Source organism: Porifericola rhodea (genome assembly GCF_030506305.1).
GTDB lineage: Bacteria > Bacteroidota > Bacteroidia > Cytophagales > Cyclobacteriaceae > Catalinimonas > Catalinimonas rhodea.
The window spans coordinates 2,467,348-2,494,189 of the sequence record NZ_CP119421.1 but is presented as its reverse complement, the minus strand read 5'-3'; the positions used below and the strand labels follow the sequence as shown (position 1 = coordinate 2,494,189).

Below are 26,842 nucleotides of genomic sequence, written 5' to 3'. Positions count from 1 at the left end.
ACGTTGATATTTATTAGCACCTTGTACATCTTGGATGCTAATTTAATGATATAAAAATTAAAATAGTAATATTTTTAATAAAATAAGTAAAATATTACATCTTCCTTACTTCAATACTCTTATCTAATAGGTTGTCTGGCAATGACTTACTGGCGTTTGCTCCTAGTTCTTTTAGTTTCTCTACTCTTCTTACCAGATTGCCTTTGCCATAACACAATTTGTTGACAGCTTGTTGATAGTGATTTTGGGCTGATTGCAAGCTATTCTCTATTTTACCAAGATCGTCAACAAAGCCTACAAACTTGTCATACAATTTACCACTTTCCACCGCAATCTCTACTACATTTTTCTTCTGGTTTTCCTGCCTCCAGATATAGGAAATGGTACGCAATGTGGCCAGCAGTGTGGATGTAGACACCAATACGATATTTTTATCTAAACACTTTTCAAATATCTTTGAATCTTCTCTCAATGCAGCTGTAAGTGCAGGTTCTAATGGCACAAACATAATAACATAGTCTGGCTGACTAATCTGATACAGATGCTGATAGTTTTTCTCACTCAGCGTTTTCATATGCCGGTAAATACTATCCAGATGCTCTTTTAGGTAACGGTTACGTTCTAGCTGATCTTCCGTGTTGTAATAATTTTCATAAGCGGTAAGAGAAACCTTAGCATCCAGAATAAGGTGCTTTTGCTCTGGCAGGTTTATTATATAGTCCGGTCGCTGGGTATTGTCCTCAACCTTATCAGTAAAACTGGTCTGGCTGCTAAAATGAATGTTTTTCTCCAGCCCTGCTTTCTCCAGTATTAGCTCCAACTGCATTTCGCCCCAGTCTCCCTGCACTTTGCTATCACCCTTAAGCGCTTTGGTTAGGCGGATGGCATCTTCGCTTACCTGCTGATTAAGTAGCATAAGTTGTTCGATCTCTTTTTTTAGAGACGCACGCTCCCGTATATCTTCATGATAGGTCTGCTCCATTTTAGCTTTAAAATCTGTGAGCTTATCTTTTAAAGGGTTTAAAAGGTGACTTAGCCTTTCTTCATTAATTTCTGTAAATTTTTGGCTTTTCTCCTCAAGAAGCTCATTTGCAAGATTTTTGAACTCTGTACGAAACTGGGTCTGCAGGTCATGAACTTCATCTTTTTGCTTAACAAGTTGCTCCTGCAAAGCCTCGTTCTGCTGCTCTCTGGCTGCTAGTGCTTTGCTAAGCCTTAATACCTGCTGTTGATTGTCATAAAGCTCTCGTTTGACATCACCATAAAGTTCTTTAGGCACGTATCTACGTTCAATATCTATTGTATCATGAGACTTCTGATATTTGAAGCGTGAAGCAAACCAGCCCATTAGTACACCTAATACCAAGGCTAGCAGTATTAATATAGACTCTACCATCTCTTCATATTTATCTACCCGATACAAAATAAAAAAGCTATCCTCCATACACAAAAGAAGGATAGCCTGACTTTAAGAGAAGAGGTAGTTAGATACCCATCTCTTGTATAATAGCAGTAATCTTGTCATCAAGCTGCTTTACCTTTTGATCGTATTCTTCTTTAGTGGAAAGTTCTCCTTTTATGCTGAAGTAAAACTTAATTTTTGGCTCAGTACCTGAAGGGCGCGCAGAGATTTTACTCCCACCTTCGGTAAAGAATTGCAATACGTTGGACTCAGGAAACTCAATAGGCTTTACATCACCACTTAGCATGTCTTTTTCTTTTCCTTCCTGATAGTCTATAATTTTTACTACCTTTTCTCCTCCTATGCTTTGAGGTGGGTTGCTTCTCAACTCGCGCATCATCTTCTGTATTTCCTCTAACCCACTTTTACCTTTTTTGGTAAGCGAATGAAGTTGCTCACGATACAGGCCAAACTGAAGGTAGGTGTCCTGTAGAAAATCAAAAAGACTCATACCCTGGTCCTTCACATAAGCTGCCATCTCGGCAATCATTACACAAGAAGCTACCGCGTCTTTGTCTCTTACCTTATCACCAAAGAGATAGCCATAGCTTTCCTCACCCCCTCCAATAAACTCTTCTGCTCCTTCTTTTTCGCGAATCAGGGCAGCAATAAATTTAAAGCCGGTTAGTGTATCGTAACACTTAACATTAAAATGCTGAGCAATATTTTCTATGAGGTCGGTGGTCACAATAGTTTTGGCTACAAACTGCGTCCCATTTAGTTTGTTCTTTTCTTTCCACATCTTCAGCAGATAGTGGATCAACATACTACCCGTTTGGTTACCATTAAGCAACTGAAAGTCGCCCTGAGGGTTTTTTACAGCAATACCTACACGATCTGCATCGGGATCTGTGCCCATTAATATGTCTGCATCTATCTCCTGAGCCTGCTTAAGGGCGATATCTAAAGCTTCTGACTCTTCAGGGTTAGGATAAACGACAGTTGGGAAATTACCATCTGGCTTAGCCTGCTCCTCTACAATATGGACATTGGTAAAACCTAGTTTCTCCAAAGCGGGAGGCACTAGTTTAATAGCTGTACCATGAATAGGAGTAAATACAATTTTTAGATCTTTTTGACGTGCTATAGCCTCTGGAGACAATGAAAGTCCTTTTAGCATTTCCAGATACTGATCGTCAATATCTTTACCGATAACCTGAATTTTACTCTCGTCTTTGTCAAACTTTACAGCATTAATACCTTCAATTTTACCAACCTCCTGTATTACGTTTTTGTCATGAGGGGCAATAAGTTGGCCGCCATCATTCCAATATGCTTTGTATCCATTGTATTCTTTAGGATTGTGGGAAGCGGTAAGCACTACACCACTCTGGCAGCCTAGCGTACGAATAGCAAAGGAAAGCTCTGGTGTAGGTCTCAGATCATCAAAAAAGTAAACTTTAATACCATTAGCTGAAAAAACATCAGCAGTTACTTCAGCAAAATAACGGCTATTATTACGGCTATCATGCGCGATAGCAACACTAATAGGCTCGTTGGGGTAGGTTTGCAATAGGTAATTCGCTAAACCCTGGGTAGCCATCCCTACAGTATATTTATTTATTCGGTTAGAGCCTACACCCATTACGCCTCTTAAACCTCCAGTACCAAACTCCAGGTCTTTATAAAAAGCATCTACCAATTCATCTTCCTTATCACTCTGCAGCATGCTATTGATAGCTTTTCTGCTTTCTTCGTCAATATTACTATCTAACCACTTTTGGGCTTTTTCTTTGATTTTAATATCCATAATACGTGTTTAGAATGATTAGCTATGAGGGTTAATATAAAAAAATTAAAAAGTTTAATGACTGATCTACAATAGTCAGCGCCCTAAATTTACATGATAATTTTCACTTAATTGGCCTGAGTAGGCTCTTTTGAAACAGGAACAAGAAATAAGTCTCCAAAAAATGTATTACTACCTAAATATGGCAAAGCTCAGTAGTATCAGCAAGCTTTATCTCTTGCTCCCGTATAAGATTGTAAAAATAGTGGCTAGCCTGTAAGTAAGGGTGAATACTGAAAATGTTCAGCTTTGTGAATTCAACTTTACTACCTAGCTAGAGTATAGGCCATGCTTAGTTAAGCACATCGTGCTGCAAAGTATAGCGCACCAACTCTGCGGTATTTTTTACTCCCACTTTTCTCAGAATATTTGCCCGGTGGTTCTCTACGGTACGCACACTAATATCTAGCTTCTCAGCGATAATAGCATTGCTTACTCCGTCTATCACCTGAGCAAGAATCTCTTTTTCTCGTTTGGTGAGCGATCGGTTAGACTCACCTACACCATACCGACGAATGTTTTTGTTGATAAAAGCTTTAATGATAAGATCTGAGATCTTTTTGTCATAGCAAATATCGCCCTCATGTATAGTTTTAATAGCAGTAACCAGCGTATTAACGGATACATCTTTGGGTAGGTAACCATCGGCCCCCTGCTCTACAGCCTGTAGAGCATAGTGCTCTTCAATGTACATACTCAAAAACAGAAATTGCATATCTTCATGCTTTTTCTTGATAATCTTGAGCAAGTCGAATCCATCTTGCTTTGGCAGAGAGATATCAGAAATAACCATACTGATATCGCTACGCCTTTCCAAAATCTCAAGTGCTTCGGGCACGCTAGAGGCTTCTTCAGCAATGTTAATGGATTCGCTATTTTGTAACATTAATTTTATACCATCTCGGATAATCTGATGGTCATCCACTAAAAGGATATTAATTTGATACATTTAGAATAATAATATATAGTCAAACACGTATGTATTAATCTTATTTTTTTGCTTTTCTTAAGCTAGAATAACCAGACGAAAAGCACCTTGCTCTTTGGAGGGTCGGGGCTTAACTTGAATTCACCCACAAAAATCACAATTATCTTGGTAAGATACACACAAAGCACCTGATTATTCTACGAGATGTCCAAAAAAATAGATTATGTAATGTATTCACAACGTTTTCGTCTTAGTTTAAGTATTGATGTGTTTTAGTTTTGTTAATTCACTCTGATTTTTTCGGATATGCTATCTATTTGGCATATATACTGCCTAGTTACTTATAGCTAATTGCTAAAAAAGTTTTGGTTACAAATATATAGCAGGTAAGAAATATTCCTGCAGGTCACATTTATTATGTCAAATCTAATAAAAACCTAAACTTTCTACATAAATGTTTATTTTTTTGAAAAGAAGGCAAACCTAATGCTCATTGTTCTTATTCTAAAAAAACAGAAGATTTATCGCGAATACAAAAACATTTTGTGGGCTTACTTTGCAAGTTCCAATTAGTCTTTTGAATTTCGCGTATCCAAAAGCAAATAGTAAGTAATACAGACTCTAAATTTATTTTTTATGGATATTGAAGCTCTTGATCAAATCTTGGTGAAAATTGTAGAGAAAAAAAATACACTAAGTACCCTTAACTATAACGACAAAGATTACGACCAGGTAGAAGAAGAACTTCATGATCTGGAAGATGATTTTGTGGAAGAATACGGTGAATACCTGGAAGATGTGCTCGCAGATATACATGACGAGTTATGCCCAGATAATGATGTGCTTTTACCTATTGCTTATCTGGCAAACAAATACGTAAAGCAGGAAGAAAACGGACAGGTAGTATACCATGCTGCTGATGGCGGAGTGCTGGTAGATGTAGATGAATATCCTGATAAATTAACACGCCTCGTACTTGTGCCTAAACCCACTCGCCTGATGCTGCAAATTGGCAGAACACAGGAAGAACAAGTTTGGATAGCCAAATAAAGTCACAAAGCCAGCAGAGATGCCGGCTTTTCTTTTTTTCTCCTCCTCACTCTTCTCCCGGCAAATTTCTTTAAAAAAGAACTACTTGCCTCATTTTACCATTGTATCCTATGTATATTGCAGAATTATGCAATAATATCACATACCAATAACTCAGAACATATGAAGTATATTTCAGTATCATTGCTGATGCTGCTGACCTGTACATTAACCTTCGGCCAGGAGGGTTACAAAGGTAAATTTGAGCAGCTAGGCACTACACTACCAAGCCCAAATGAATACCGTACCGCTTCTGGTGCTCCCGGGTATAAGTATTGGCAACAGCAGGCAGACTATGACATACAGGTAGAGCTGGACGATGAAAAACAAACCATCAAGGGGTCAGAAAAAATAACCTATTACAATAATGCGCCTGAGCCTTTAACCTACCTCTGGCTACAGTTGGACCAGAACATGAGAGCTCAGGATTCTAACACCCCCATTACAGAACAAAGCAGCGTAAAAGACTCTTTACCAGCCCGTATTTTTCAAAAATATGTGATGCATGAGAATGACTTTGAGGGTGGTTACAAAATTAAGTCGGTAAAAGACGAGAATGGTCAGCCTCTGAAGTATATCATCAATAAAACAATGATGAAGATAGACCTGCCTCAGGCACTTAACCCCGGAGAAAACTTTAGTTTTCATGTAGACTGGTCGTACAATATAAACGATCGCATGCAGGACGGAGGCCGCTCTGGTTATGAGTATTTTCCAGAAGATGATAACTACCTCTATACCATTGCTCAGTTTTATCCACGTATGGCACGCTACGATGATGTTAATGGATGGCAAAACAAACAGTTTCTTGGCAATGGAGAGTTTACGCTTTCTTTTGGAGATTATAAGGTAGCTATTACTGTGCCCGAAGACCATATTGTGGCTTCTACCGGAGAGTTACAAAATGCGAAAAAAGTATTAAGCAGCGAGCAGATTAAGAGGTTAGAGCAGGCAAAGAACGAGTTTGAAAAGCCTGTAATGATCGTGAACGAAGAAGAAGCTCGCGAAAATGAAAAGACGAAAGCCAAAGGCAAAAAAACCTGGGTCTTTACTGCGGATAGGGTAAGAGATTTTGCGTTTGCCTCTTCACGCAAGTTTATCTGGGATGCTATGGCAGTCAAAATCAATGATAAACGCCCTATGGCTATGTCTTTTTACCCAAAAGAAGGCAACCCTCTATGGGAGAAAGAGTCTACATTAGCCGTTAAAAACACTCTGCTAGCTTACTCAGAACGCACTTTTGATTACCCATATCCCGTAGCAATTTCTGTACATGCGGCTTCCATTGGTATGGAGTACCCTATGATATGCTTCAACTTTGGAAGGCCAAATCCTGATGGTACCTATACAGATAGCAAAAAGTGGGGAATGATTAGTGTTATCGTGCACGAAGTGGGGCACAACTTCTTTCCGATGATTGTTAACTCTGATGAGCGTCAGTGGACCTGGATGGACGAAGGACTGAATACCTTTTTGGAAAACCAGACCTGTGAAGAATACTACCCCGATATGCCCATCAAATTTGGTACACCTCAAACTATCGTGAGTTATATGGGCGGTGATAAGAATTTTATCCGACCAATTATGACTAACTCTGAGCAGGTTATGCAGTTTGGATACAATGCTTATGGTAAGCCTTCTGCCGCTTTGTATACCCTAAGAAATACCATTATGGGTCCTGAGCTTTTTGATGCTGCTTTTAAAGAGTATGCTCAGCGCTGGAAATTCAAAAGCCCTACCCCTGCCGACTTTTTCCGTACTATGGAAGATGCTTCAGCAGTAGATCTAGACTGGTTCTGGAAAGGCTGGTTCTATACTACCGACCATGTAGACCTGACGGTAGATAATGTTAAATGGTATAAGCTGGAGCCTGAAGATGCTGAAATAGAGAAAAATGTGAAAGCTCAGAAGGGCGACCTTAGCCAGGGAGATGTTTCAGAAGAAAGCGAGAATGCTAAAGACCTACCAGAAAACTACCAACCTCTTACCGTTACAGATACCGAAGACCGTTTTTATGGTGAGTTTATGAATCGCCAAAGCGATGAGGATATTCGCAAACAGTATGAGGGTAAAAACATCTACGAAGTATCATTTAAGAACGAAGGTGGATTGGTTATGCCTCTTATTATACAGTTTAACTATACTGATGGAAGCTCAGAAACTAAGCAGATACCCGCGGAGATATGGCGTAAAAACGAGAATAAAGCTACTAAGGTATTCGCTACCGATAAAGAATTAGCCTCTATTACGCTAGACCCTAAAAATGAGACTGCGGATGTAGACCAGAGTAATAATGTATTCCCTCGTAAAGAGGATGAATCTAAGTTTGATAAATTTAAAGAGAAGCAGACGCGCGAGTAAGGCCCTTCTGCTTGATTAATTGAGGTGTTATAGCTTAAGGGCCTACCTAAAACTATAACACCTTTTTCATATTTAGTAGCCTAATTTATCTTTTACCTTGGCTAGTACACCCCGAGCTATCTCCCGGGCTTTAGCCTCTCCTTTTTCTAACCTGCTGTGTAGTTCATCCAGATTCTCCATATAATGGTTAAATATTTTTCTTTCCTCAGCATATTTATCTCTGATCAACTCAAACAGTTCCTGCTTGGCATGTCCATAACCATAGTTACCTCCCTCATACTTTTTCCGCATCTCTGCTGTTTGCTCTTCGGTAGCAAGTAAGCTATAGATCGCAAAAACATTATCATTATCAGGGTCTTTGGGTTCCTCTAAAGGGGTACTATCGGTTACTATTGACATCACCTGCTTGCGTAATTTCTTATCTGGCAGAAATATATCAATCGTATTGCCGTACGATTTACTCATTTTTTGCCCATCGGTACCCGGTATTGTCATCCGGCTTTCATCTATTTTGGCCTCTGGTAAAACAAAAGTTTCACCGTACATATTGTTGAAAGTGCTGGCAATATCCCGGGCCATTTCCAGATGCTGCTGCTGATCTTTTCCCACCGGCACAAAATCTGCATCGTACATAATGATATCAGCAGTCATCAGGACCGGATAAGTAAAAAGCCCGGCATTAACATCAGACAAACGATCTGACTTGTCTTTGAAAGAATGCGCATTGGCCAGCATAGGAAAAGGCGTAAAGCAGTTCAGATACCAGGTCATTTCGCACACTTCAGGAATCTGTGACTGGCGATAAAAAATATTTTTGTCGGTATCAAAACCGAAAGCCAACCAGGCAGCTGCCACAGCATCTATGTTATGTTTTCTGGTTTCTGCGTCCTTAATGGTAGTAAGCGAATGCAGGTCGGCAATAAAAAATAAAGACTCATTATTATCTTTTTTGGATAGATTGATGGCCGGCACAATGGCCCCCAGGATATTCCCGAGATGCGGCCTGCCTGTACTTTGTATTCCTGTAAGTATTCTAGACATCTTGTTCTGCTTTTTTTGACAAAGTAAACGAAAATATCACTTTAAGCACAAAATAAAGTCCTGAGCTGAACTTTAGCTGTCAATTTCATTTTTAATGATCAGCAGGCGTACCTTTACGTATGATTATGCGTTTGTTTTCCGATATAATCTGGATTTATAGCATAAAAATTGTTTCTCAAGGATCAAGTATACAGCCTTAATACATTATCAAATACATGAACATCATGGAAAGAAAGTTGTCATTTATTTTTTGTCTCTTTTTACTAACAAATCTGGCCTGGGCGCAGAATGAAAAAGCTTTTGTAAAGTTTGTAGATGAGCGCCATGACTTTGGAAACATCAGAGAAGAAGGCGGGTCAGTTTCACACGAATTTCGGTTTGTCAATACCGGCGCATCACCTTTAGTGATTAGTAATGTAAGGCCTTCATGTGGATGTACTACGCCAAGTTGGTCGCGAGACCCTATTGCCCCTGGTGACACGGGTACAATAGTAGCACAATATAATCCGCTAAATCGTCCTGGAGCATTCCGTAAATCTATCACAGTAACTTCAAATGCCGAAAACAGCAGTACGGTACTATACATTCAGGGAGTGGTACAGCCTAAACCCAAAACCCCATCTGATGACTTTCCTACCCAAATGGGCAGCCTGAGAGTAAAATACCGCTCTTTTAATATGGGTAAAGTGCTTACCAAAGAACCTGTGACCAAATCATTTGATGTATTTAACGATAGTGAAGAGCCTGTAATTTTTGGTGCTAATATAGATGCCCCCAGCTATATTCAGGTAGACGTTACTCCTAAAGAGCTACTACCCAACCAGAAAGGAAGCATAAATCTGATATATGACGCAAAGGCTAGGAACAGTCTTGGTTTTGCTTCTGATCGTATTCGCCTATATACCAATGAGGCTGAAGATAGCTTAAAAGAGTTTACGGTAATGGCTACTATAGAAGAGTATTTTCCTCCGATGACCCAAGAGGAACTCAAGCAAGCACCCCGATTGAGCCTGGCTACTACCAGCTACGATTTTGGTACAGTTAAGGAAGGGGAAATAGTTAAGACTGACTTTACTTTTACTAACACGGGCAAGAGCCCTCTTAATATCAGAGAAACACGTGCTAATTGCGGATGTACGGTATCTAAGCCCGAAAAAGAAACGCTGGCTCCCGGAGAAAGTAGTAAGATTAGCGTATCGTTTAACTCCAAGGGGAGAAGTGGTAAGCAGCAAAAAATGGTAACTATCTTCTCTAACGATCCTAAAGCTCCTACTCAAAAGATTATGCTTAGCGGTAGGGTAAACTAAAGTTTAGCGAAACCTCTAAAACAACAAAGGCTATCCTTACCGGATAGCCTTTTTTTTATGAACAGCTTTAATTAGCTGTCTGAGTTCTCTGTATCAACTTCTTCAGTTTCTGCTGCCTGAGGTTGTCCTCCTTTTTCAGCAATAATATTGAAGCCAACATTTACAGTATTGTAAATAAACTTGTCTTTTGCTACTCTTACCGGATCACCCTCATCATTGTAAGATATATTCCAGTTGGTACGGTCAATATTAAATTTAGCTTCTGCTTTTATCGCATTCTCAGAAACATCTATACGAGCAGGGAAGGTAATGCTAAGTGTAGTATCGCGCATGCTAAGATTACCGCTAACCATGTGAGTAGGGTTATCCAGCACATACTCGCTTACTTCTTCATTGTTTACCTTTACTGTCATATTTTCATTTTCTTCAGAAGAAGCAGTAGCATCACTATAAGGGTTTACCTGAGTGATTTCAAATTTAGCTTCAGGATATTGTTCAACAAAGAAAAAATCTTCAGATTTCAGGTGGCCAGTCAGTTTGTCTCTGTCTTCTCCTTCTAAGTCCTGAACATCAATATCATTTAAATCTACAGTAAAACTCCCTCCTACAACTTCATTATTTTCTACAGCAACTGATCCGTCTTTAATGCCGATGGTTCCATAATGCTGCCCGGTTGGTTTAAAGCCATACCACTGTAGCTCGCTCTGTGAAGTGTTAAGCGCATAACTACTGGCGCTTTGGCTAATCTTTTCTACTTCCTGAGCCTCAGATACCTGTGCTTCATCTCCCTGAGGACTTTGCGAACAACTTACCATTGTAAAAGAAGCTACGACTGCTAAAGAAAAAAACTTTAATCCTTTCATAAGTAGGTCTGTTTATTTGAAAGTTTGGTTTAAAACAGTCAATTATAACTAATTCATCTGCAAAAGGTTTCATCATGTAATATTATTTACACAAAATTAATACTCTGTTTTTTCTTAAATCGCGCTTTTATCTCCTGCACCCCAACGATCTGTACGAAAAGGAGAGGCTGGCAAAAAAGCTTCGTTATACAGGTTGGTCTGAGGGTTATTAGCCCAGCCATACCTTACAGCTTCTGGCTGACTGACCAGCGGACTTTTAACAGAAACTTCGTTTTTACTAATGATCTTCGCACTGGCAGGATAAAACTGACGATCAGCTCCTGCAATAGTAAAGCCCTTCAGCTTTTCTCCTGGCACTACCATTAGGCCTTCGGCTACCTCAGTAAAAGTAAGTATGGCAGAATCACCTTCTACTCGCATAGACTCATAAAGAGGGCCACTCCAGGCGTTCTCCTGTCTGTAAGCTACCTTAAGCGCAGAAAGGGCCAGGCGTCTACCTACATCTTGTTTGTTACGGGGATGAATATCCAGAGAGTCGCCAATGTCAATTGTTACCGCCATGCCTGTATTATCCAGATCCAGAGCCATCATTTGTGATTCTCTAAGCTCTGCCCAAGCGGTATTACCTGGTTCACCGGTGATAAAGTTGGCCAGCTGTACAAAAAGAAAAGGAAACTTATCTCCACCCCACTGCTTGCGCCAGTCCTCTATCATCAAAGGAAAAAGTGTAGCATACTGCGCGGCACGGCCTGCATTGCTCTCACCCTGATACCATATCACTCCTTTCATATTGTAGTTTGTCAATGGATTGATCATGGCATTGTATAATATGCCTGGCTCTTTAGGAAAGCGATCTACCACTGGTAAAGGATCTTTGGCCTGAAATTTCCAATTGCCATCTAGGGCCACACCTATATCCTCGCTCCCCTGAGCCAGATACATTTGGTCTGACGGGCCAAGCAGGCCTCCATCCCCACTATTGTCCATCACCCGGATTGTAATGGTGTTTGTACCAGCTTGTACCAACTCCGCTGCTACTTCATATGTTCTGCTTTGGTTATACCCCCAGGTCTGGCCCACCTGCTTACCATTGAACCAGGTGATATCTACATCGTCTATCTGCCCGAGGTGCAAGCTAAGAGGTTGCCCGGCATAGCTTGCCGGTATATTAATCTCCTTTTGAAACCATACAAAACCATCAAAGTCGGCCATGTCTGCCTGAGAAACTTCCCAACTGGCAGGCACACTCATTTCTTTCCAACCCTCGGTATTAAAATTAGGAGAGAAATCTTCTCCTGCTATTTCCTGGTTTGCCTCTTGCAACACGCGCTCGCGCTCTTTTCTTTTCTCTACATCGGTCTGCTGAGGATCGGTTTTCAGCTGTTGCTCAATTTTTTGAAGCTCTTCTTCAAACTCAGCCATACTGCTGGCCGCTTCTTCACTGGTCCAGGCTTCCGCGGTAGTACCACCCCAGCTTGAATTGATCAGCCCTATGGGAACCTCCAACTCCTGATGGATTTCTCTGCCAAAAAAATAGGCTACCGCAGAAAAATTACCAATCGTTTCGGGAGAGGTGATGGCCCACTTTCCCTGAGCCAGATCTTGCAGGGGTTCGTAGCTGGTATTTCTTGAGACCGTGAACAAACGAATCTGAGGAAAGTCAGCATTAGCAATTTCCTCTTCAAAATTATCTACCTGAGCAGTAAGTGGCCACTCCATATTGGACTGCCCCGAAGCTACCCAGACATCGCCTATCAAAATATCTTTGAGTACAATACTGGTATCGGCAGCCTCTACTTCTATCTGGTATGGTCCACCTGCTTCCATAGCGTCAAAGCTTACCGACCACTTTCCTTCCTCATCAGTCCGAGCGAGTTCACTCTTACCGGCAAAGCTGACTTCCAGATTTCCTCCGGGCTCGGCAGTGCCCCATATTTTTATCTCTTTACCTCTCTGCAATACAGCATGGTCAGAAAAGAGCTGATGCAGATGTACCTGAGTAGCATCTGGAGAAGCACATGAAGAGAGGATGAGGAGAAGTAGAAAAAAGTATGAACATAAACGAAATAGCAGATTTTGGTAGTTTTTCATAGTATTGGTTAAGGTATGAGAGATAGCTATATTATAAAAACTCATAATATTTTAAAAACTCTGCACCCTTATACGTTATGCCTTATCATAATTCGCAAAACTATTTTCACTCCTCTACAGATCAATGTCGCTGTTTCTGGCAAAAGTGGATTCCTGATGTCCCAATTCAGCGTGTATTGGTTTTCCATCATGGCCTAGGTGAGCACAGTGGTCGCTACCAAAACCTACTCAATTATTTTGAAGGTAGCGGTACAGCATTTTACGCGATGGAAGCCAGAGGCCACGGACGTAGCGAGGGTAAGAGAGGACATGTAAAACCTCTGATTCTTTATGCCTATGATTTAGAAGATTTTATGCAAATTGTGTTAGAGGATCAACAAACTGACAAAGTGTTTTTAATGGGGCATTCATTGGGAGGGATGATTGCCGCTCTTTATGCCAGCCTTAATCAAAACCATTTGAAAGGGCTGATACTGAGCTCTGCTGGAATAGAAGTTTATATGACCCCTTATTTAAAAGTAGCCAAAGGGGCTTCCAAAATACTAGCTTCTCTGCTTCCATCTCTAACGCTCGGGGCTAATCTCAACCAGAAGTACCTCTCACATGACCCACAGGTTATAGAAGACTACCAGGCCGACCCACTGGTACATGGCATGGCCTCTGCGTCTCTGGGCTATGAGTTATTTAAGGTTCATAAATACCTCTATGAGCATGCGCCAGAAATTAACGTGCCACTCTATGTTATGCATGGCAATGCCGACCGGATAACTTCGCCCGAAGGCTCTAAAAAGTTTTATGAGCTAGCAGGTAGCACGGACAAAAGTCTGAGGCTGTACGATAAGCTCTACCACGAGATGATGAATGAGCTAACAGAAGATAGAGAAAAGGTGCTTGATGATTTGAAGAAATGGGTACTGGCACACTGAGACAGTCTCAATGTGCCGGTATAATTAAAAGACTTCTTTAGCCACTCTTTTTACAAGCTCCGAACGGCTCATGGTGTAAAAGTGTAGCACCGGAGCTCCGAACTCTATGAGTTCTTTGCATTGCTGCACACACCACTCTATGCCTACTTCTTTTACGGCTTTGTTGTCTTTGCACTTAGCTACCTCACGGGAGAGAGCCTCTGGTATATCCAGATGGAAAAACTGAGGTAGTAAGCTAAGGTGTTTCAAAGTAGCCATCGGCTTAAGGCCAGGAATAATGGGCACATGAATATCGTTTTCCCTACAGCGTTTTACAAAGTTGAAATACGCCTGATTGTCGAAAAACATTTGGGTAACGATAAATTCTGCTCCTCGCTCTACCTTCGCTTTAAGGTGGTCAAAATCGGTATCTAAATTGGGAGACTCAAAATGCTTTTCGGGATAGCCCGCCGCTCCAATACAAAAGTGAGTAGGATAAGCATCCTGCAACTCTGAATTCAGGTATACACCATTGTTCATGTCATTGACCTGCCCTATTAGCTCACTGGCATAGCAGTGCCCTTCCGGGTGAGGCTTAAAGCCAGGCTCCGACTTTACAGGATCTCCCCTAAGCGCTAGTATATTTTCTATACCCAGAAAGTCGAGCTCTATCAGCATATTCTCCGTGTCTTCTTTGGAGAAGCCTCCGCAGATCAGGTGAGGGACAGTATCAATATTATAGCGGTTCTGTATTGCCGCACAAATACCTACTGTACCCGGCCTTTTGCGGGTCACAAGCTTTTTAAAACTACCATCTGTCTGCTCTTTATACACATACTCTTCCCGGTGGTAGGTTACGTCTATAAAAGAAGGAGCAAAATCCAGCAATGATTCTACATGGCTGAAAAGCGTATCTATATTCTCTCCTTTTTTAGGAGGAAGTATCTCTATGGTAAAGAGGGTACGCTCCGCTTTCTGTATATGTTCGGTTACTTTCATGACGCTGTGAAATTAGAAAAAACTCTCCTGAGTCAACAGCTTAAGGGAATTCATTTTGCGAATTTCACTTATATTTCCGCATTTTAATGATTGCATTAGCTTAAAACTCTCAAAATATTAAAACAAAATTCTTTTTATACTTTTGTACTAATGCAGAAATGTTGACGATACTTGACATATGATAAGATTAGCCGCCATTGATATAGGATCTAACGCCATACGCTTACAGGTAACCAGTGTCATTCAGTATGAAGAAATAACAACTTTTAAAAAGCTCGAATATGTACGCTTTCCACTACGGCTGGGGCAAGATGTTTTTGAGGTTACTGGTGACAATCCCTCGCAACGAATTGGTCCAGAAAGATCTGCCAAGTTTTTAAAGTTAATGAAAGCCTTTAAACTGCTGATAGACCTATATGAGGTAGATGAGTACCTGGGCTGTGCCACCTCAGCCATGCGCGAAGCAGAAAACGGAAGTGAGCTGGTAAAAACTGTAAAAGATAAATACGGCCTTGAGCTGGATATTATTGATGGTGACCGCGAAGCAGAAATTCTCAATAATGCGCTTATGAGCTTTTTGGAAGAGGATAAAACTTACCTTCATATAGATGTAGGTGGAGGCAGCACTGAGCTTAATCTGTATGTTAATAAAGAAAAAATTGTAGCTCGCTCTTTTCCTATTGGCTCTGTACGCAGGCTGAACACGCGTAAGTCACTAGACCAGGTATGGGAAGAGATGAAACAGTGGATTAAAACACATGTAAAGAAGGAGTACGGCAAAGTGACGGCGATTGGTACCGGAGGTAACATCAATAAAATTTACGACCTCTCCGGAAAGAAGAACAACAAAACTATCTCATTTAACAAAGTGATCAGCACACGGGACTATGTTGCCTCACATAGCCTGGAAGAAAGAATCTCTAAACTTCAGCTAAACCCCGACCGTGCGGATGTAATTGTTCATGCCTCTGACATCTATGTGTTTGCCATGAAGTGGGCACGTGCCGGAAAAATTCTGGTACCCAATGTAGGACTGAAAGATGGCATTATGCAGCTGCTGTACGAAAAGCATCAGATTAAAGTGCATTGATCATACTCATCAGCTTCTTTTTATGAGACTGGCTGATGGGTAGAATTTTGTTTTCTACCTGCAAATTGCTAATGTCTATATTTTCTATTTTGTCTATCCGTACAATATAAGAACGGTGAATACGCACAAAATCCTCTACGGGTAAGGCCTCTTCCATAGACTTTAGTGTAGCATACACAGTATGTAGCTTATCATGTGTCTTTACACGTACATAATCGCCAAAAGCCTCTACCCAAAGTATGTCCTGTAGGTCAAACTGCATCAAGAGTGAGTCTACCTTTAAATATATATGTCGGGGCGGTTTAGAAGAATCAGCTGGTTTTTCTCTTACAAGAAGCTGCTTGGCTTTTGCTCGCTCTACCGCCTGCAAAAAGCGGGCATAGCTACTTACCGGCTTTAATAGGTAGTCGGCTACATCGTACTCAAAAGCATCCAGAGCATATCTTTTTTTATTGCTTACTAAAATAATCTGAGGGTGGTACGGTAGCGTGCGGATAAGCTCCAGCCCTGTCATATCAGGCATTTCTACATCCAGAAAAAGCAAATCTAGCTTTTGCTTAGCGAGCGCATTTGCAGCTTCCACAGAGCTTTCATACAGGCCAAGTAAGTTAAGGTCATTGGTTTTGGCGATGAGAGACGCTATAATTTTAAGCATCATTTGGTCGTCATCCACCACAGCACAATCCAGAGGTTTCATATAGGTAATGTTGAGTAGCTTACCTATTCAATATATCACCTTTTTGTTTTTTTGCCTAAAGCTTTGGGGAGTATTGCGTCTGCTGTAATTTAGCTTCGCTAATGGCTCGTTCCAGCCAGCAATTAATCAACTGAATATCGTCGGCATACTGCTCGGTGCGTAAGCTCTTTTCAATTTTTGTTTCAAACAGATTTAAAAAGCTTTTCATTCGGGGGCTACAAATACACTGAAAGCCAGGTTTAGCTTTATGCACTGCTTTGTATAGTGCGGCAATATCCTCCGCGGCATAAGCCTTCTTAATCTTTCTTAACTCTTGTGGTGCTTGTTGTAAAAAGGTTGAGAGCAGATCTGCAAAAAGCTCGTGGTTACCATCCGTAATTTTGTGCAAATATTGTAGATCTATGGCTGGCTCCAAAAAATAATCAATCAGCTGAAGTTTATGAAGCAGCACTTCGGGCTGCAATGGCTTGTTTAGCACGAAGGTCAGGCTTCCGCTACGTTCAGGCAGTTGCTGACTCATTTGCAAATTACCAGAAAGCAAAATAACGGGTTTCTGATTACCCTCTTGGTTCAACCGCTCTATTACCTCCAGGCCATTGAGTCCGGGCATCTGGTAGTCCAGTATAAGTAGTTCATACGTCTTATCATATGCACTTTTCAGAACTTCAGCTCCATTTTCTTCCACTGTGCTTTCTATTCCTTTTTGCTGTAGAAAAAGGCGAAGCACCTTTTGGTTCATCAGGTCATCTTCTCCAATAAGGGCATGTTTAATGTGCCTTAGCTCCACATCCTTCTGCTGAAGAATATCCTGATCTTCCACAACCTCGGCTATGCGAAAAGGGAGGCTTACCTTCATATGAGTACCTACTCCCTCTTTACTTTCTACTTGTAACTCACCCTCCATTAGCTGAATTAACTTCTGCACTATGCTTAGCCCCAGTCCTGTACCTCCGTAGTAGCGGTGTATATCGTTATTGGCCTGTACAAAAGGCGTAAATATTTTTTGCATCCCCTCTTCAGAGATACCAATGCCACTATCTATTACCTCAAAACTTACTCTTACCCGCTCGTCTTCTTTTTTCTGCATACTAATCTTAAGTTGCACCTCTCCCTCGCTGGTAAATTTGATGGCATTACCCAGCAGATTATACAAAATCTGAGAAAGACGTACTTCATCACCCTGTAGATAAGTCGGAAGCGCAGGGTCCAGCTCATAATAGAGTTTTAGCTGCTTTTCCTGGCTTTGAAAGAGGAAGGCATGCACGAGCTTTTCTGCTGTCTCCCGCAACGAAAAAGCATAAGTATTTAGCTGTATCTCTCCGGCATCCAGTTTGGAAAGATCCAGTACATCGTTGATAATAGAGGAAAGATGATGTGATACAGAGCGCATAGCTTCTATGTATGTACGGCTTTTAGGGGTGTTGTAGGGTTCTATAAGGTTAATGAGCCCTACTAAACTATGAAGGGGCGTTCGTATCTCGTGACTTACTTGAGAAAAAAAAACCGTCTTCATCTCCTGTATTCGCTGTAACTCTCTGTTTTGGTACTGCAACAACTGTTTTTCCAGTGCGTCTGCTTTACGTTGTAGCTTTAGTTGCTCACTTTCTATAGCTCGCTCATTACGCTCCTGTTGCCAGGGTAACAGGTAGGTATAAAATTCTGTAAAGTCGTAAATAAACCAGATGATGCTTCCACCCTCCTGCTTTTTAAAGATAAAGTTAAAGTAGCCTTCGGCATCCAGCAGCTTAGTTTGTATACATAAAAAGCGCAGGTTTTTGCCGGGTTCTAATGCGACAAAGCTGCTTTGCATACCCTCCAGAAAAGGAATAAGCGTATATAAAGATATGTCGGTGGGAGGAGAAAATATAGTATTGCAGGATGATGTTACCTTACCATCCGCGTCTAGTACGATGTATTGTGACCTTTTATGAAAGTACTCAAGCTTTGCGTTTTCAATATTTTCTTTCATAACAGTTTCTGAGCAAGTGCCAAAAAAATATCTTCTACGTTTTCTCCTGTTTTTGCGCTACTGAGAGCGTATGGTGATAAAGGTAAACTTTTCAGAATCTCATTTTGCTCTTTCTCGCTGAGCAGGTCTTTTTTGTTGCCGACTAGCAGGATTGGCACGTTCACCAATAGTTTTTGCAGGCTGTCCAGCTCTTCTTGCAGATGCTGGTAGGTGGCTGGCCTGCTCATATCAAAAACGTAGATTACTCCCTCTGCCCCCAATTTGTAGGCGTCTGGAACTTTGGCATGAGAAGATTCACCGGCAATATCCCAGATGATCATAGACAGCTCGTTTTCACCTAGCTGCACTACTTTTTTCTCTATGCTCACTCCTATGGTGGTCATATACTGCTCAGAAAATTTATGGTAAACAAACTGCCTGACCAGCGAGCTTTTGCCTACCCCGTATCGTCCTAGTAGAATTACTTTTTTGCTAACTCTCACAGCTTAGTATTAGTAAAAAATTGTGTCAGTGGCACTGACAGATGTCCTTCTTCTTCTATATCTTTTACGGTAATTTCCTGCATATACATCTGTGCAAAATCCAGTATCAGGTTATCTACCCGCTTTTTAGCTTCCATACCCACTATTCCTGATAATGTTACTGCTACATAAAATGTCTGAAAGTTCTTTATAAAAATTTTGTAAGTAGCATACTCTATTACTTCCAACTCCTGATGTTCCTGTACAAAGCTTTCTTTTACAAAGCATTTAATAGCGGTTAGCATACTAGCTACCATATCGCTGTCTTGTAGCTTTCCACTTCTGGAATAGTTGCCAATGAGCGTACCTGATTGCTGTCTTATAACAAAAACCTCTTCTACCTGTGGTAGCATAGACTGGGCCAGCACCTGACTACCCTGCGACTGTCCACCTAGCCATGATTTTATGCGTATCCACCAGGCCTCCCAGGAGAACATCTGGTCCATCTGCTGGTCTATTTTTTCGGAGAGGGCGGCAAGCTCGGCTACCACATATTTTTGTATGAGCTTGCCCATAATAGGGTAGAGAGCATCTATCACTTCATCTCGCGACTCCCTAATCTGGGTTTTAATAGTTTTGGTAATAACTTGCCCATACACTTCAGGAAAGCTATCTTTTAAGATATTAAGTTTTTCTTCAATGATGGGGTCTACCTTTTGCTGTAGGCGCTTACGCGTATTGATGCTCTCTTCCAGTTCCTTAACCTGTTTTACCAGTAGCTCATGCTCCAGGTGGTCTTCCTCCAGAAGTAGATTTTTCAGTTGATTAAAAGCATCCTGCTTCTCCATATACGCCATACTTGTAAGCCTAGCTAGAAAATATAAAAGTTATCGCTATCTCAACAGCGCTTGCGAAAAAATATTAAGGTAGAAATTGACAAATTTTATATTAGACTCTTTGCTGAGGCCAAAATGTGTTAGTAAAATTAAGCCTGCAAATTTTTACCAATATCTTCCAGCATCTTACCTAGCTGACGGCGGTCGGCAGAGGAGTCATGTAACTGACTAAAGCGTTGGCTCATCTCTTCTCTCATGCTTTCCATCTGCCGATTCATATCATCTTTCATCAGCTGTATGCTCTTCTCCAGCTCTTTTTTGGTCTGCTCTATAAACTGACTAAGCTGGTCTCTCTGCTGCTGGATAAGCACCTTGGTATCGCCAAACTCCTTTTCAATTTCTTTAATATTCTCGCCAAAAATAATTTCCTTAATGGCTTCTATTTTCTGGTCTTTTTCTACGCTGTTTATTTTCTCTTCCGCTTTATTCATGGTATCTAGGTTAGTAAGTTGTGTAGTTAGGTAAGTCGCCTATAGGTCGTAAAGAAGCTCCCGCAGCGATGACTCTGTCACCTGCCCTGAGGGGTACAGCCCTTCAGCCTCCTGATAGGTCTTGAGAGCATTTTCTGTAATAATATCAAAAACACCATCCGCTGGTAGTTCATAGCCTTTTTTTTGCAGCACTTTTTGTAACTCCCATACATTTTCGCCTTTGTCGCCTCGTTGCAGCCCCAGCATTTGCCCTGCCTTACTAAGGCGATAGCTCTCTGGCGATAAGCCCTGCCGCTCTATTTCGGCGATCTCCTGATTATCAAAGCCCTGCGCTTTAAGCACTTTGGAGTAGATTAGTTTATCTTCTTGCAGAGCCGTAGTTTTTAACAACTGCTGATAATAATCTGCTGCCTGTTGCGCTCGTATGTCATCCATATCCGGAAAGCGGACATCTATTTTGTAGGTATGCCAGTTGCTACGGGCAAATGTGCCGATCTCATACACATTTTTATAGTACTGCTGCAAAAGTTGCTGATCGTGATAATGCACATCTATACTATCATTGACAGCATAATCATAATCCCCGGGAGTTTGAAAACGTGAGTACCTACTATACTGGAAGTATGCAATGATGGGTAACACTATAATGATGACCAAGAGGGCTAAGCGCTTCATTTTGTTATGTACTAAAAGTATATGTATTCACCGAGCTTTTATCTGAAAGCATCCCGCATTTACTCACACTCAACGAGTAATCACAACCAATACATGTTTTTTCACGAATTTTATATTACGATAAGCTACGCTAAACGAAAGTAAGATTTTTCATTTCATTATACAATTTTTGATATGCCATGAAAAGCATACTCCTCAATATATCTGAAACAATACTCAATACACACAGCAGCCTAACAGTGGTTTATGAGTATGGGGTCCTATTATTTGTCGCTATTTATTTTATACAAATAGTTACCTGGCCCTGGTTATTGGGTTGGACAATTTTCGCTTTTATGTTCCTGCTGGCCATTTGCATACTGCCCCGGTTCTACAAATTTCATAAAACCTTTGCTCGCCAGCTTACGCACACTTTTTTTCCATACAGATCTGTAGACCCGAAATCACATGCAGAAAACAAACAGTACGAAGAACTAAGGGTGTACAATAATAAACTTGAAAAGAAAATAGAAGAACATACCAAACATTTGGCGGATCTCTACCAGGAGTTATCTCTGGCTAATCAGGATATTGAAATCTTTCTGTATAAAGCCTATCATAACTTTCTTGGGCCTATCGCTACCATCAGAGGGGTATGTAATATAGCTATGCTGGAAGGAGAGCAACATATAGATTACTTTCAGAAGGTTGGTAATGTGGCAGACAATATGCAGACAATGCTGGAAAAACTGTTAGAGATATCTTATATACACCACTGTAAACCAGAGCTGATATCCATACAACTCCACGAACTGTTCGCTCAGTTAAAAAAAGACAATGAGAAAGATGCTTTACTCTCTTCTTTGCAGCTTGTTCAGCTTTTTAAGCCTGAAAGCAATGTTCATGCAGACCACTTTCTACTTAAGAATGCGATAGATAAAATTATTAAAGGAAATACCAGGTTTTGGTCGCAGAACCGCTTCCCTGAGCGTGAGATTCATGTTAACCACAGCCAGGATATAAACTATAATATCATAAGTATACAGGAGAGACACCTTTCTGTCCCTCCTGAATCTCTCAACAATTTGTTCACTATGTTTTATCGTAGTTCCTCCAAGCCTGAAGATCATGGCCTGGAGTTTTACACCGCTCGCTACGCACTGCGCCGAATGGGAGGCGACATTTCTATCACCTCTACCTCTGGCTTTACTACATTTAACCTTCACCTGCCCCGCTTCAGGACAAAAAGGTACAATGATCTACAGGCTATTCTGAAAAAAGAAAGCCATCTGCAAAATATCCTCTGATTTAAAATAGTTTTACCCTGTCAAGCTCTTCGCGGCTTACTTTAAAGAACTCACGATGGATATTAAAGACTGGCTCTTTGCCACGTTCTATTAGCTTGTACTCTCCACTTTCCTGCATTAGGTAAGTATTTACATTGTCACGCATATTATAGGCCAAAATATTGATAGCCTGCTTTTTTACCGTAGGGTCTACAAAGAGGAAGAGCGACTCCAGACGCCGGTCAAAGCTGCGTACCATTACATCAGCACTACCGCCATATACCTTAGGGTCATTATTATTATGGAAGTAGTAGATACGAGAGTGCTCCAGGTAATCACCTACTATAGAGCGTACACTTATGTTTTCGCTTAAACCCGGACGGCCCGGACGCAGACAGCAGATGCCTCTTACTACAAGTTTAATGGGTACACCTGCCTGTGATGCTTTGTACAACTCGTCTATAGTTTCGCGGTCTTCCAACGAGTTTATTTTGATAACAATCCCACTGGGGAGCCCATTTTTAGCATTTTCTGCTTCACCCCTAATTAGTTGTATCAGCTGCTGCCGCATATCTTTAGGTGCAGTAAGCAGATACTGATAGCTGGAAGGCAGTGAGTGTCCGGTAATTACATTGAAAAACTCTGAGACATCGTGTGCATACACCTCATTTGTACTGAGCAGCCCCAGGTCAGTATATAGTTTGGCCGTCTTCTCATTATAATTTCCGCTAGACATGTGCACATAGCGTGTTACGCTACTACCATCTCTTCTTACAATCAGCAGCAGTTTGGTATGTGTCTTAAAATTACTGATACCGTAGATAACAAAACAGCCAGCTTTATGCAGCTTTTGTGCTTCGCGCATGTTGTTCTCCTCATCAAAACGGGCTTTTACTTCAAATAGCACAGATACATGCTTACCATTTTCCGCAGCTTTTAAAAGAGCTGCCGTAATGCGCGAGTCTTTTGCCAGACGATAAATTGTAAGCTTTATGGCTAACACATTAGGATCTTCAGCAGACTGCTCAATCAACTCCATCAAAGGCTCAATATCATTATAAGGATGATGCAGTAGTATATCGCGGTCTTTGAGCACTTCAAAAATATCTTCCGAGCCAGTTTCCGGATAAGTAAGAGGAGGAACCGGCAAATGTTGTTTAGGCTGCTTGTTTTTGAACTCACTATTGCCTACCACTTCAAAAAGCGCTGTATAGTCAATCAGGCCTTTTTTAGAAACCTCAAAAATATTGTCTTTATCAATATTCCAGCGATTGACCAGCAGACGCATCATCCAATGGCTGTAGCCTTCTTCTACCTCTACCCTTACCACTCTTCCTGTCTTTCTGGTTTTGAGCTTTCGCCTTACCTCTTCAATAAAGTTAGCTTCAATATCATCACTCTCATCCAGCGTAAAGTCACCATTTCTGGTAATACGAAACAGACTTACCGAAACCATATCTATGTTTCTGAACAGTAAGTCAATATGCTCGCGAATGGCTTCTTCTATAGGAATAAACAGCAGCTCATCACCTCTGTCTATTTCGTAGAAACGAGGCAGATTTTGTGGAATCTGGACAAACGATAACTTTTTCTGATCCTTCTTCTCCTGTGGGTTACGAGTAACTACGCCAAAAATCAGAATCTTATTCATTAGTGTAGGAAAAGCATGATAGCTATCGTACACCATAGGCGTAAGCATAGGGTAGATTGTCCGATTGAAGTAGTCGGAAATCTTTTTCTGCTCATTAGCCTCTAATTCTTTAATATTTTTAACAATACGAAAATGCTGCTTACTAAATTCAGGTACTAAAGTATTGACGTAATAGTCGTTTTGGTCTTTAAAAAAGTCATGTACCTCCTTCAGTAGTTTTTTTCGGAAGGGCTTCTCACGTAGTCCAGAGTAATCTACTCTTTCTTTACCATAATCTAAGTAATTGTATAAACTACCCAGCCTGATCATAAAAAACTCATCCAGATTAGATGAGGTAATGGCCATAAATTTGAGCTTTTCGAAGAGGGAGCGGCTAGTTTTTTTTGCCTGATCAAGCACTCTATAGTTGAACTTCATCCAACTGAGATCCCGGCTAATATAGTTACTTGAAGCGATGGAAGATTGTACTCTATCTTTGACTAACATCCAGTTTATAAAGGTTATAATACTTTGTATAAGAAATTTCAACTTACCTCTAATTGTAATGACAAATTATGGAAAATGTTCGGGCATTATTACTACAAGTCATTACTAAGATGAGGAATCCAATATACAGATCAAAGCGCATAAAAAAACCGTCTCAAAATAAATTGAATTGATGTTTAAGCCCTAAGCAAGCAGGTAATGGTATTACCTCTTACGGCTGCATCAGCTAGTTTATTTCAGGACGGTTTCTCTAAATGTATACGCTTAAAAAGCGCTGTAGAATTAAATATCTACGTTGGCGTACTTGGCATTTTTCTCGATAAACTCACGGCGAGGAGCTACATCATCTCCCATAAGCATAGAGAAAAGGTGATCGGCCTCAGCAGCAGACTCTATAGTCACCAGTTTTAAGCTACGCGACTCTGGGTTCATGGTTGTTTCCCAAAGCTGCTCAGGGTTCATTTCTCCCAAACCTTTGTAACGCTGCACGCCTATATTTTCTATTTTGCCATCTCCAGCAAGCTCTTTCACTAATCTTTCACGCTCTTCTTCTGTCCAGCAATAGTGCTCAGCTTTTCCTTTCTTAATCTGGTACAGAGGAGGAAGGGCAATATATACATAGCCGCTCTCTATTAGCTCGCGCATATAACGGAAGAAGAATGTCAGAATTAGCGTACGAATGTGGCTACCATCCACATCGGCATCAGTCATGATCACGATTTTGTGGTAACGCAGCTTTTCGGTATTTAAGGCTTTGTCATCATCTTCTGTACCAAAGCTAACGCCTAAAGCAGTTAGTATATTTTTGATCTCTTCGTTATCGTATATCTTATGCTCCTGTGCTTTTTCTACGTTCAGAATTTTACCTCTAAGGGGTAGTATCGCCTGAAATTTACGATCGCGCCCTTGCTTGGCACTACCTCCTGCGGAGTCACCCTCCACCAGGTAAAGCTCGCAGTAGCTAGGGTCAGTATCGGAGCAGTCGGCAAGCTTGCCAGGTAGTCCGGTACCACTTAGTACGTTTTTACGCTGTACCATCTCACGTGCTTTACGTGCGGCATGGCGCGCCTGAGCGGCTAACACAACTTTATTGATAATAGCACGAGCCTCTTTAGGATGCTCTTCCAGATAAGTATAGAGAGCATCGCCTAAGCAGGACTCTACAGCACCCATTACGTCAGAGTTACCCAATTTTGTTTTAGTCTGTCCTTCAAACTGAGGCTCAGCAACTTTTACTGAAATAACGGCAGTAAGTCCTTCACGAAAGTCATCTCCGCTAATATCAACTTTTACCTTGTCCAGTAAGCCAGAACGATCTGCATAACCTTTAAGTGTACGGGTTAATGCTCTACGGAAACCAGAAACGTGTGTACCTCCTTCAATCGTGTTGATGTTGTTAACATAGGATACCACATTTTCTGTATATGAAGTATTGTAGGCCAGGGCTACCTGTACTGGCACTTCTCCTTTTTCGCTATCTATGTAGATCGGCTCAGGAATAAGCTTTTCACGATTATTATCCAGGTAGCTTACAAATTCTATTAGCCCACCTTCAAAATGAAACTCTTCGGTAATAGGCTGGTCATTCTCGTCCAGTTCACGAAGATCGCTTAGCGTAATGCGGATACCTGCATTCAAAAAAGCAAGTTCACGCAGACGAGAAGCAATAGTATCGTATTTGTATTCTCTTACCTGAAAGATTTCATGATCAGGCTTAAAGTGTACAATGGTACCGGTTACGTCGGTTGTACCAATTTCTTTTACCGGATTTAGAGGTACCCCTCTGGAATACTCCTGCTCATACACTTTTCCATTACGGTGTACCGTAGCTTTCAGGTTTTCAGAAAGGGCATTTACACAAGATACACCCACTCCGTGCAACCCTCCGGAAACTTTGTATGTGTTTTTATCAAATTTACCGCCGGCGTGTAGAACAGTCATTACAACCTCCAGAGCCGAACGATTTTCTTTGGTATGTATGTCGGTGGGGATACCCCTTCCGTTATCCTTTACTGAGATGGAATTATCGGTATGGATAAATACCTCTATTTTGTCGCAGTAACCGGCAAGGGCTTCATCAATAGAGTTGTCAACCACCTCGTACACCATATGGTGTAATCCTTTAACGTTAACATCCCCAATATACATGGCAGGTCTTTTTCTAACTGCCTCAAGGCCTTCCAGCACCTGAATGTTGTTTGCTGAATACTCGCCTTTAGTCTTTGCTAATGAGTCTGTATTAAGATTAGAATCCTTCAGTTCGTCCATATGTTTGTAAGTCCTTAATATGCAAAATTACAATTTTTTAGTGGCTTTTGCATGCTTTTTTGTGCTTTAGGAAAGGCTATTAAGATAAATTTTACCTGAGTATTTAAGAAAAGTACTA

At 41.0% G+C, this 26,842-nt stretch carries 21 protein-coding genes; 6 read left to right on the top strand and 15 right to left on the bottom strand.

Annotated features, from left to right (window positions below):
- Positions 1–94: 94 nt before the first annotated feature.
- The 3 genes from PZB74_RS10275 to PZB74_RS10265 all read right to left on the bottom strand — a co-directional run bounded on the left by PZB74_RS10275 (position 95) and on the right by PZB74_RS10265 (position 4,200).
- Positions 95–1,444 (bottom strand): DNA recombination protein RmuC, encoded by a 1,350-nt coding sequence (locus PZB74_RS10275; RefSeq protein ID WP_302242514.1) that lies wholly within the window; start codon positions 1,442–1,444, stop codon positions 95–97.
- 40 nt (positions 1,445–1,484) lie between these two features.
- Complete coding sequence (locus PZB74_RS10270; protein ID WP_302242513.1) at positions 1,485–3,212, bottom strand: phospho-sugar mutase; 1,728 nt, start codon at positions 3,210–3,212, stop codon at positions 1,485–1,487.
- Between the two features lie 331 nt (positions 3,213–3,543).
- Positions 3,544–4,200, bottom strand: coding sequence for a response regulator (locus PZB74_RS10265; RefSeq protein ID WP_302242512.1), 657 nt, complete (start codon positions 4,198–4,200; stop codon positions 3,544–3,546).
- Positions 4,201–4,815: 615 nt separating this feature from the next.
- On the opposite strand from PZB74_RS10265, the gene PZB74_RS10260 reads away from it, so the two are divergent.
- A complete protein-coding gene (locus tag PZB74_RS10260) occupies positions 4,816–5,229 on the top strand; it encodes a hypothetical protein (RefSeq protein ID WP_302242511.1) in 414 nt (137 codons plus the stop codon).
- Between the two features lie 162 nt (positions 5,230–5,391).
- On the top strand, positions 5,392–7,629 hold the full coding sequence (locus PZB74_RS10255) for a M1 family metallopeptidase (RefSeq protein WP_302242510.1): 2,238 nt from the start codon (positions 5,392–5,394) through the stop codon (positions 7,627–7,629).
- 72 nt (positions 7,630–7,701) lie between these two features.
- Here the strand turns inward: PZB74_RS10255 and trpS are convergent, their stop codons facing one another.
- Entirely contained in the window at positions 7,702–8,670 is a 969-nt protein-coding gene (gene trpS / locus PZB74_RS10250) for a tryptophan--tRNA ligase (protein WP_302242509.1), read from the bottom strand.
- Positions 8,671–8,894: 224 nt separating this feature from the next.
- On the opposite strand from trpS, the gene PZB74_RS10245 reads away from it, so the two are divergent.
- A complete protein-coding gene (locus tag PZB74_RS10245; protein WP_302242508.1) occupies positions 8,895–9,977 on the top strand; it encodes a DUF1573 domain-containing protein in 1,083 nt (360 codons plus the stop codon).
- A 71-nt stretch (positions 9,978–10,048) separates the two neighbouring features.
- On the opposite strand, the gene PZB74_RS10240 is transcribed toward PZB74_RS10245, so the two are convergent.
- The gene (locus PZB74_RS10240) at positions 10,049–10,840 is read right to left on the bottom strand and encodes a YceI family protein (protein ID WP_302242507.1); all 792 of its coding nucleotides are present in this window, start codon (positions 10,838–10,840) and stop codon (positions 10,049–10,051) included.
- Between the two features lie 114 nt (positions 10,841–10,954).
- Positions 10,955–12,931: a sialate O-acetylesterase gene (locus PZB74_RS10235; protein WP_302242506.1), complete on the bottom strand. Its 1,977-nt coding sequence runs from the start codon at positions 12,929–12,931 to the stop codon at positions 10,955–10,957.
- A 77-nt stretch (positions 12,932–13,008) separates the two neighbouring features.
- Here PZB74_RS10235 and PZB74_RS10230 point away from each other — a divergent pair, with 77 nt between their 5' ends.
- Positions 13,009–13,857: an alpha/beta hydrolase gene (locus PZB74_RS10230; RefSeq protein ID WP_302242505.1), complete on the top strand. Its 849-nt coding sequence runs from the start codon at positions 13,009–13,011 to the stop codon at positions 13,855–13,857.
- Between the two features lie 24 nt (positions 13,858–13,881).
- On the opposite strand, the gene metF is transcribed toward PZB74_RS10230, so the two are convergent.
- A complete protein-coding gene (gene metF, locus PZB74_RS10225) occupies positions 13,882–14,835 on the bottom strand; it encodes a methylenetetrahydrofolate reductase [NAD(P)H] (protein WP_302242504.1) in 954 nt (317 codons plus the stop codon).
- Positions 14,836–15,013: 178 nt separating this feature from the next.
- On the opposite strand from metF, the gene PZB74_RS10220 reads away from it, so the two are divergent.
- On the top strand, positions 15,014–15,925 hold the full coding sequence (locus PZB74_RS10220; RefSeq protein ID WP_367281475.1) for a Ppx/GppA phosphatase family protein: 912 nt from the start codon (positions 15,014–15,016) through the stop codon (positions 15,923–15,925).
- On the opposite strand, the gene PZB74_RS10215 is transcribed toward PZB74_RS10220, so the two are convergent.
- The 6 genes from PZB74_RS10215 to PZB74_RS10190 all read right to left on the bottom strand — a co-directional run bounded on the left by PZB74_RS10215 (position 15,912) and on the right by PZB74_RS10190 (position 21,054).
- Positions 15,912–16,622, bottom strand: a complete 711-nt coding sequence (locus tag PZB74_RS10215; RefSeq protein ID WP_302242503.1) for a LytR/AlgR family response regulator transcription factor — start codon at positions 16,620–16,622, stop codon at positions 15,912–15,914. The genes PZB74_RS10220 and PZB74_RS10215 overlap by 14 nt on opposite strands.
- Before the next feature lie 55 nt (positions 16,623–16,677).
- The gene (locus PZB74_RS10210) at positions 16,678–18,591 is read right to left on the bottom strand and encodes an ATP-binding response regulator (protein WP_302242502.1); all 1,914 of its coding nucleotides are present in this window, start codon (positions 18,589–18,591) and stop codon (positions 16,678–16,680) included.
- The gene (locus PZB74_RS10205; RefSeq protein ID WP_302242501.1) at positions 18,588–19,073 is read right to left on the bottom strand and encodes a Rab family GTPase; all 486 of its coding nucleotides are present in this window, start codon (positions 19,071–19,073) and stop codon (positions 18,588–18,590) included. The genes PZB74_RS10210 and PZB74_RS10205 overlap by 4 nt, the downstream gene beginning before the upstream one ends.
- Positions 19,070–19,900 (bottom strand): hypothetical protein, encoded by an 831-nt coding sequence (locus PZB74_RS10200; protein WP_302242500.1) that lies wholly within the window; start codon positions 19,898–19,900, stop codon positions 19,070–19,072. The genes PZB74_RS10205 and PZB74_RS10200 overlap by 4 nt, the downstream gene beginning before the upstream one ends.
- 137 nt (positions 19,901–20,037) lie before the next feature.
- Complete coding sequence (locus tag PZB74_RS10195; protein WP_302242498.1) at positions 20,038–20,379, bottom strand: hypothetical protein; 342 nt, start codon at positions 20,377–20,379, stop codon at positions 20,038–20,040.
- A 39-nt stretch (positions 20,380–20,418) separates the two neighbouring features.
- Complete coding sequence (locus PZB74_RS10190) at positions 20,419–21,054, bottom strand: peptidoglycan-binding domain-containing protein (protein ID WP_302242497.1); 636 nt, start codon at positions 21,052–21,054, stop codon at positions 20,419–20,421.
- Between the two features lie 179 nt (positions 21,055–21,233).
- On the opposite strand from PZB74_RS10190, the gene PZB74_RS10185 reads away from it, so the two are divergent.
- A complete protein-coding gene (locus PZB74_RS10185; RefSeq protein WP_302242496.1) occupies positions 21,234–22,340 on the top strand; it encodes a sensor histidine kinase in 1,107 nt (368 codons plus the stop codon).
- 1 nt (position 22,341) lies between these two features.
- Here the strand turns inward: PZB74_RS10185 and ppk1 are convergent, their stop codons facing one another.
- Positions 22,342–24,456, bottom strand: a complete 2,115-nt coding sequence (gene ppk1 / locus PZB74_RS10180; RefSeq protein ID WP_302242495.1) for a polyphosphate kinase 1 — start codon at positions 24,454–24,456, stop codon at positions 22,342–22,344.
- Positions 24,457–24,738: 282 nt separating this feature from the next.
- Positions 24,739–26,724, bottom strand: a complete 1,986-nt coding sequence (gene gyrB, locus PZB74_RS10175) for a DNA topoisomerase (ATP-hydrolyzing) subunit B (protein WP_302242494.1) — start codon at positions 26,722–26,724, stop codon at positions 24,739–24,741.
- Positions 26,725–26,842: the final 118 nt, after the last annotated feature.

What these genes read in the sequence shown, in the direction of transcription:
- PZB74_RS10220 (WP_367281475.1), top strand. Translation starts at nt 15,014, where the DNA reads ATGATAAGATTAGCCGCCATTGATATAGGATCTAACGCCATACGCTTA.
- PZB74_RS10200 (WP_302242500.1), bottom strand. Translation starts at nt 19,900, where the DNA reads ATGGAGAAGCAGGATGCTTTTAATCAACTGAAAAATCTACTTCTGGAG.
- PZB74_RS10240 (WP_302242507.1), bottom strand. Translation starts at nt 10,840, where the DNA reads ATGAAAGGATTAAAGTTTTTTTCTTTAGCAGTCGTAGCTTCTTTTACA.
- PZB74_RS10260 (WP_302242511.1), top strand. Translation starts at nt 4,816, where the DNA reads ATGGATATTGAAGCTCTTGATCAAATCTTGGTGAAAATTGTAGAGAAA.
- PZB74_RS10185 (WP_302242496.1), top strand. Translation starts at nt 21,234, where the DNA reads ATGAAAAGCATACTCCTCAATATATCTGAAACAATACTCAATACACAC.
- PZB74_RS10275 (WP_302242514.1), bottom strand. Translation starts at nt 1,444, where the DNA reads ATGGAGGATAGCTTTTTTATTTTGTATCGGGTAGATAAATATGAAGAG.
- PZB74_RS10215 (WP_302242503.1), bottom strand. Translation starts at nt 16,622, where the DNA reads ATGAAACCTCTGGATTGTGCTGTGGTGGATGACGACCAAATGATGCTT.
- PZB74_RS10245 (WP_302242508.1), top strand. Translation starts at nt 8,895, where the DNA reads ATGGAAAGAAAGTTGTCATTTATTTTTTGTCTCTTTTTACTAACAAAT.
- PZB74_RS10235 (WP_302242506.1), bottom strand. Translation starts at nt 12,931, where the DNA reads ATGAAAAACTACCAAAATCTGCTATTTCGTTTATGTTCATACTTTTTT.
- PZB74_RS10270 (WP_302242513.1), bottom strand. Translation starts at nt 3,212, where the DNA reads ATGGATATTAAAATCAAAGAAAAAGCCCAAAAGTGGTTAGATAGTAAT.
- ppk1 (WP_302242495.1), bottom strand. Translation starts at nt 24,456, where the DNA reads ATGTTAGTCAAAGATAGAGTACAATCTTCCATCGCTTCAAGTAACTAT.
- trpS (WP_302242509.1), bottom strand. Translation starts at nt 8,670, where the DNA reads ATGTCTAGAATACTTACAGGAATACAAAGTACAGGCAGGCCGCATCTC.
- PZB74_RS10255 (WP_302242510.1), top strand. Translation starts at nt 5,392, where the DNA reads ATGAAGTATATTTCAGTATCATTGCTGATGCTGCTGACCTGTACATTA.
- PZB74_RS10190 (WP_302242497.1), bottom strand. Translation starts at nt 21,054, where the DNA reads ATGAAGCGCTTAGCCCTCTTGGTCATCATTATAGTGTTACCCATCATT.
- PZB74_RS10230 (WP_302242505.1), top strand. Translation starts at nt 13,009, where the DNA reads ATGCCTTATCATAATTCGCAAAACTATTTTCACTCCTCTACAGATCAA.
- PZB74_RS10195 (WP_302242498.1), bottom strand. Translation starts at nt 20,379, where the DNA reads ATGAATAAAGCGGAAGAGAAAATAAACAGCGTAGAAAAAGACCAGAAA.
- metF (WP_302242504.1), bottom strand. Translation starts at nt 14,835, where the DNA reads ATGAAAGTAACCGAACATATACAGAAAGCGGAGCGTACCCTCTTTACC.
- PZB74_RS10210 (WP_302242502.1), bottom strand. Translation starts at nt 18,591, where the DNA reads ATGAAAGAAAATATTGAAAACGCAAAGCTTGAGTACTTTCATAAAAGG.
- PZB74_RS10265 (WP_302242512.1), bottom strand. Translation starts at nt 4,200, where the DNA reads ATGTATCAAATTAATATCCTTTTAGTGGATGACCATCAGATTATCCGA.
- gyrB (WP_302242494.1), bottom strand. Translation starts at nt 26,724, where the DNA reads ATGGACGAACTGAAGGATTCTAATCTTAATACAGACTCATTAGCAAAG.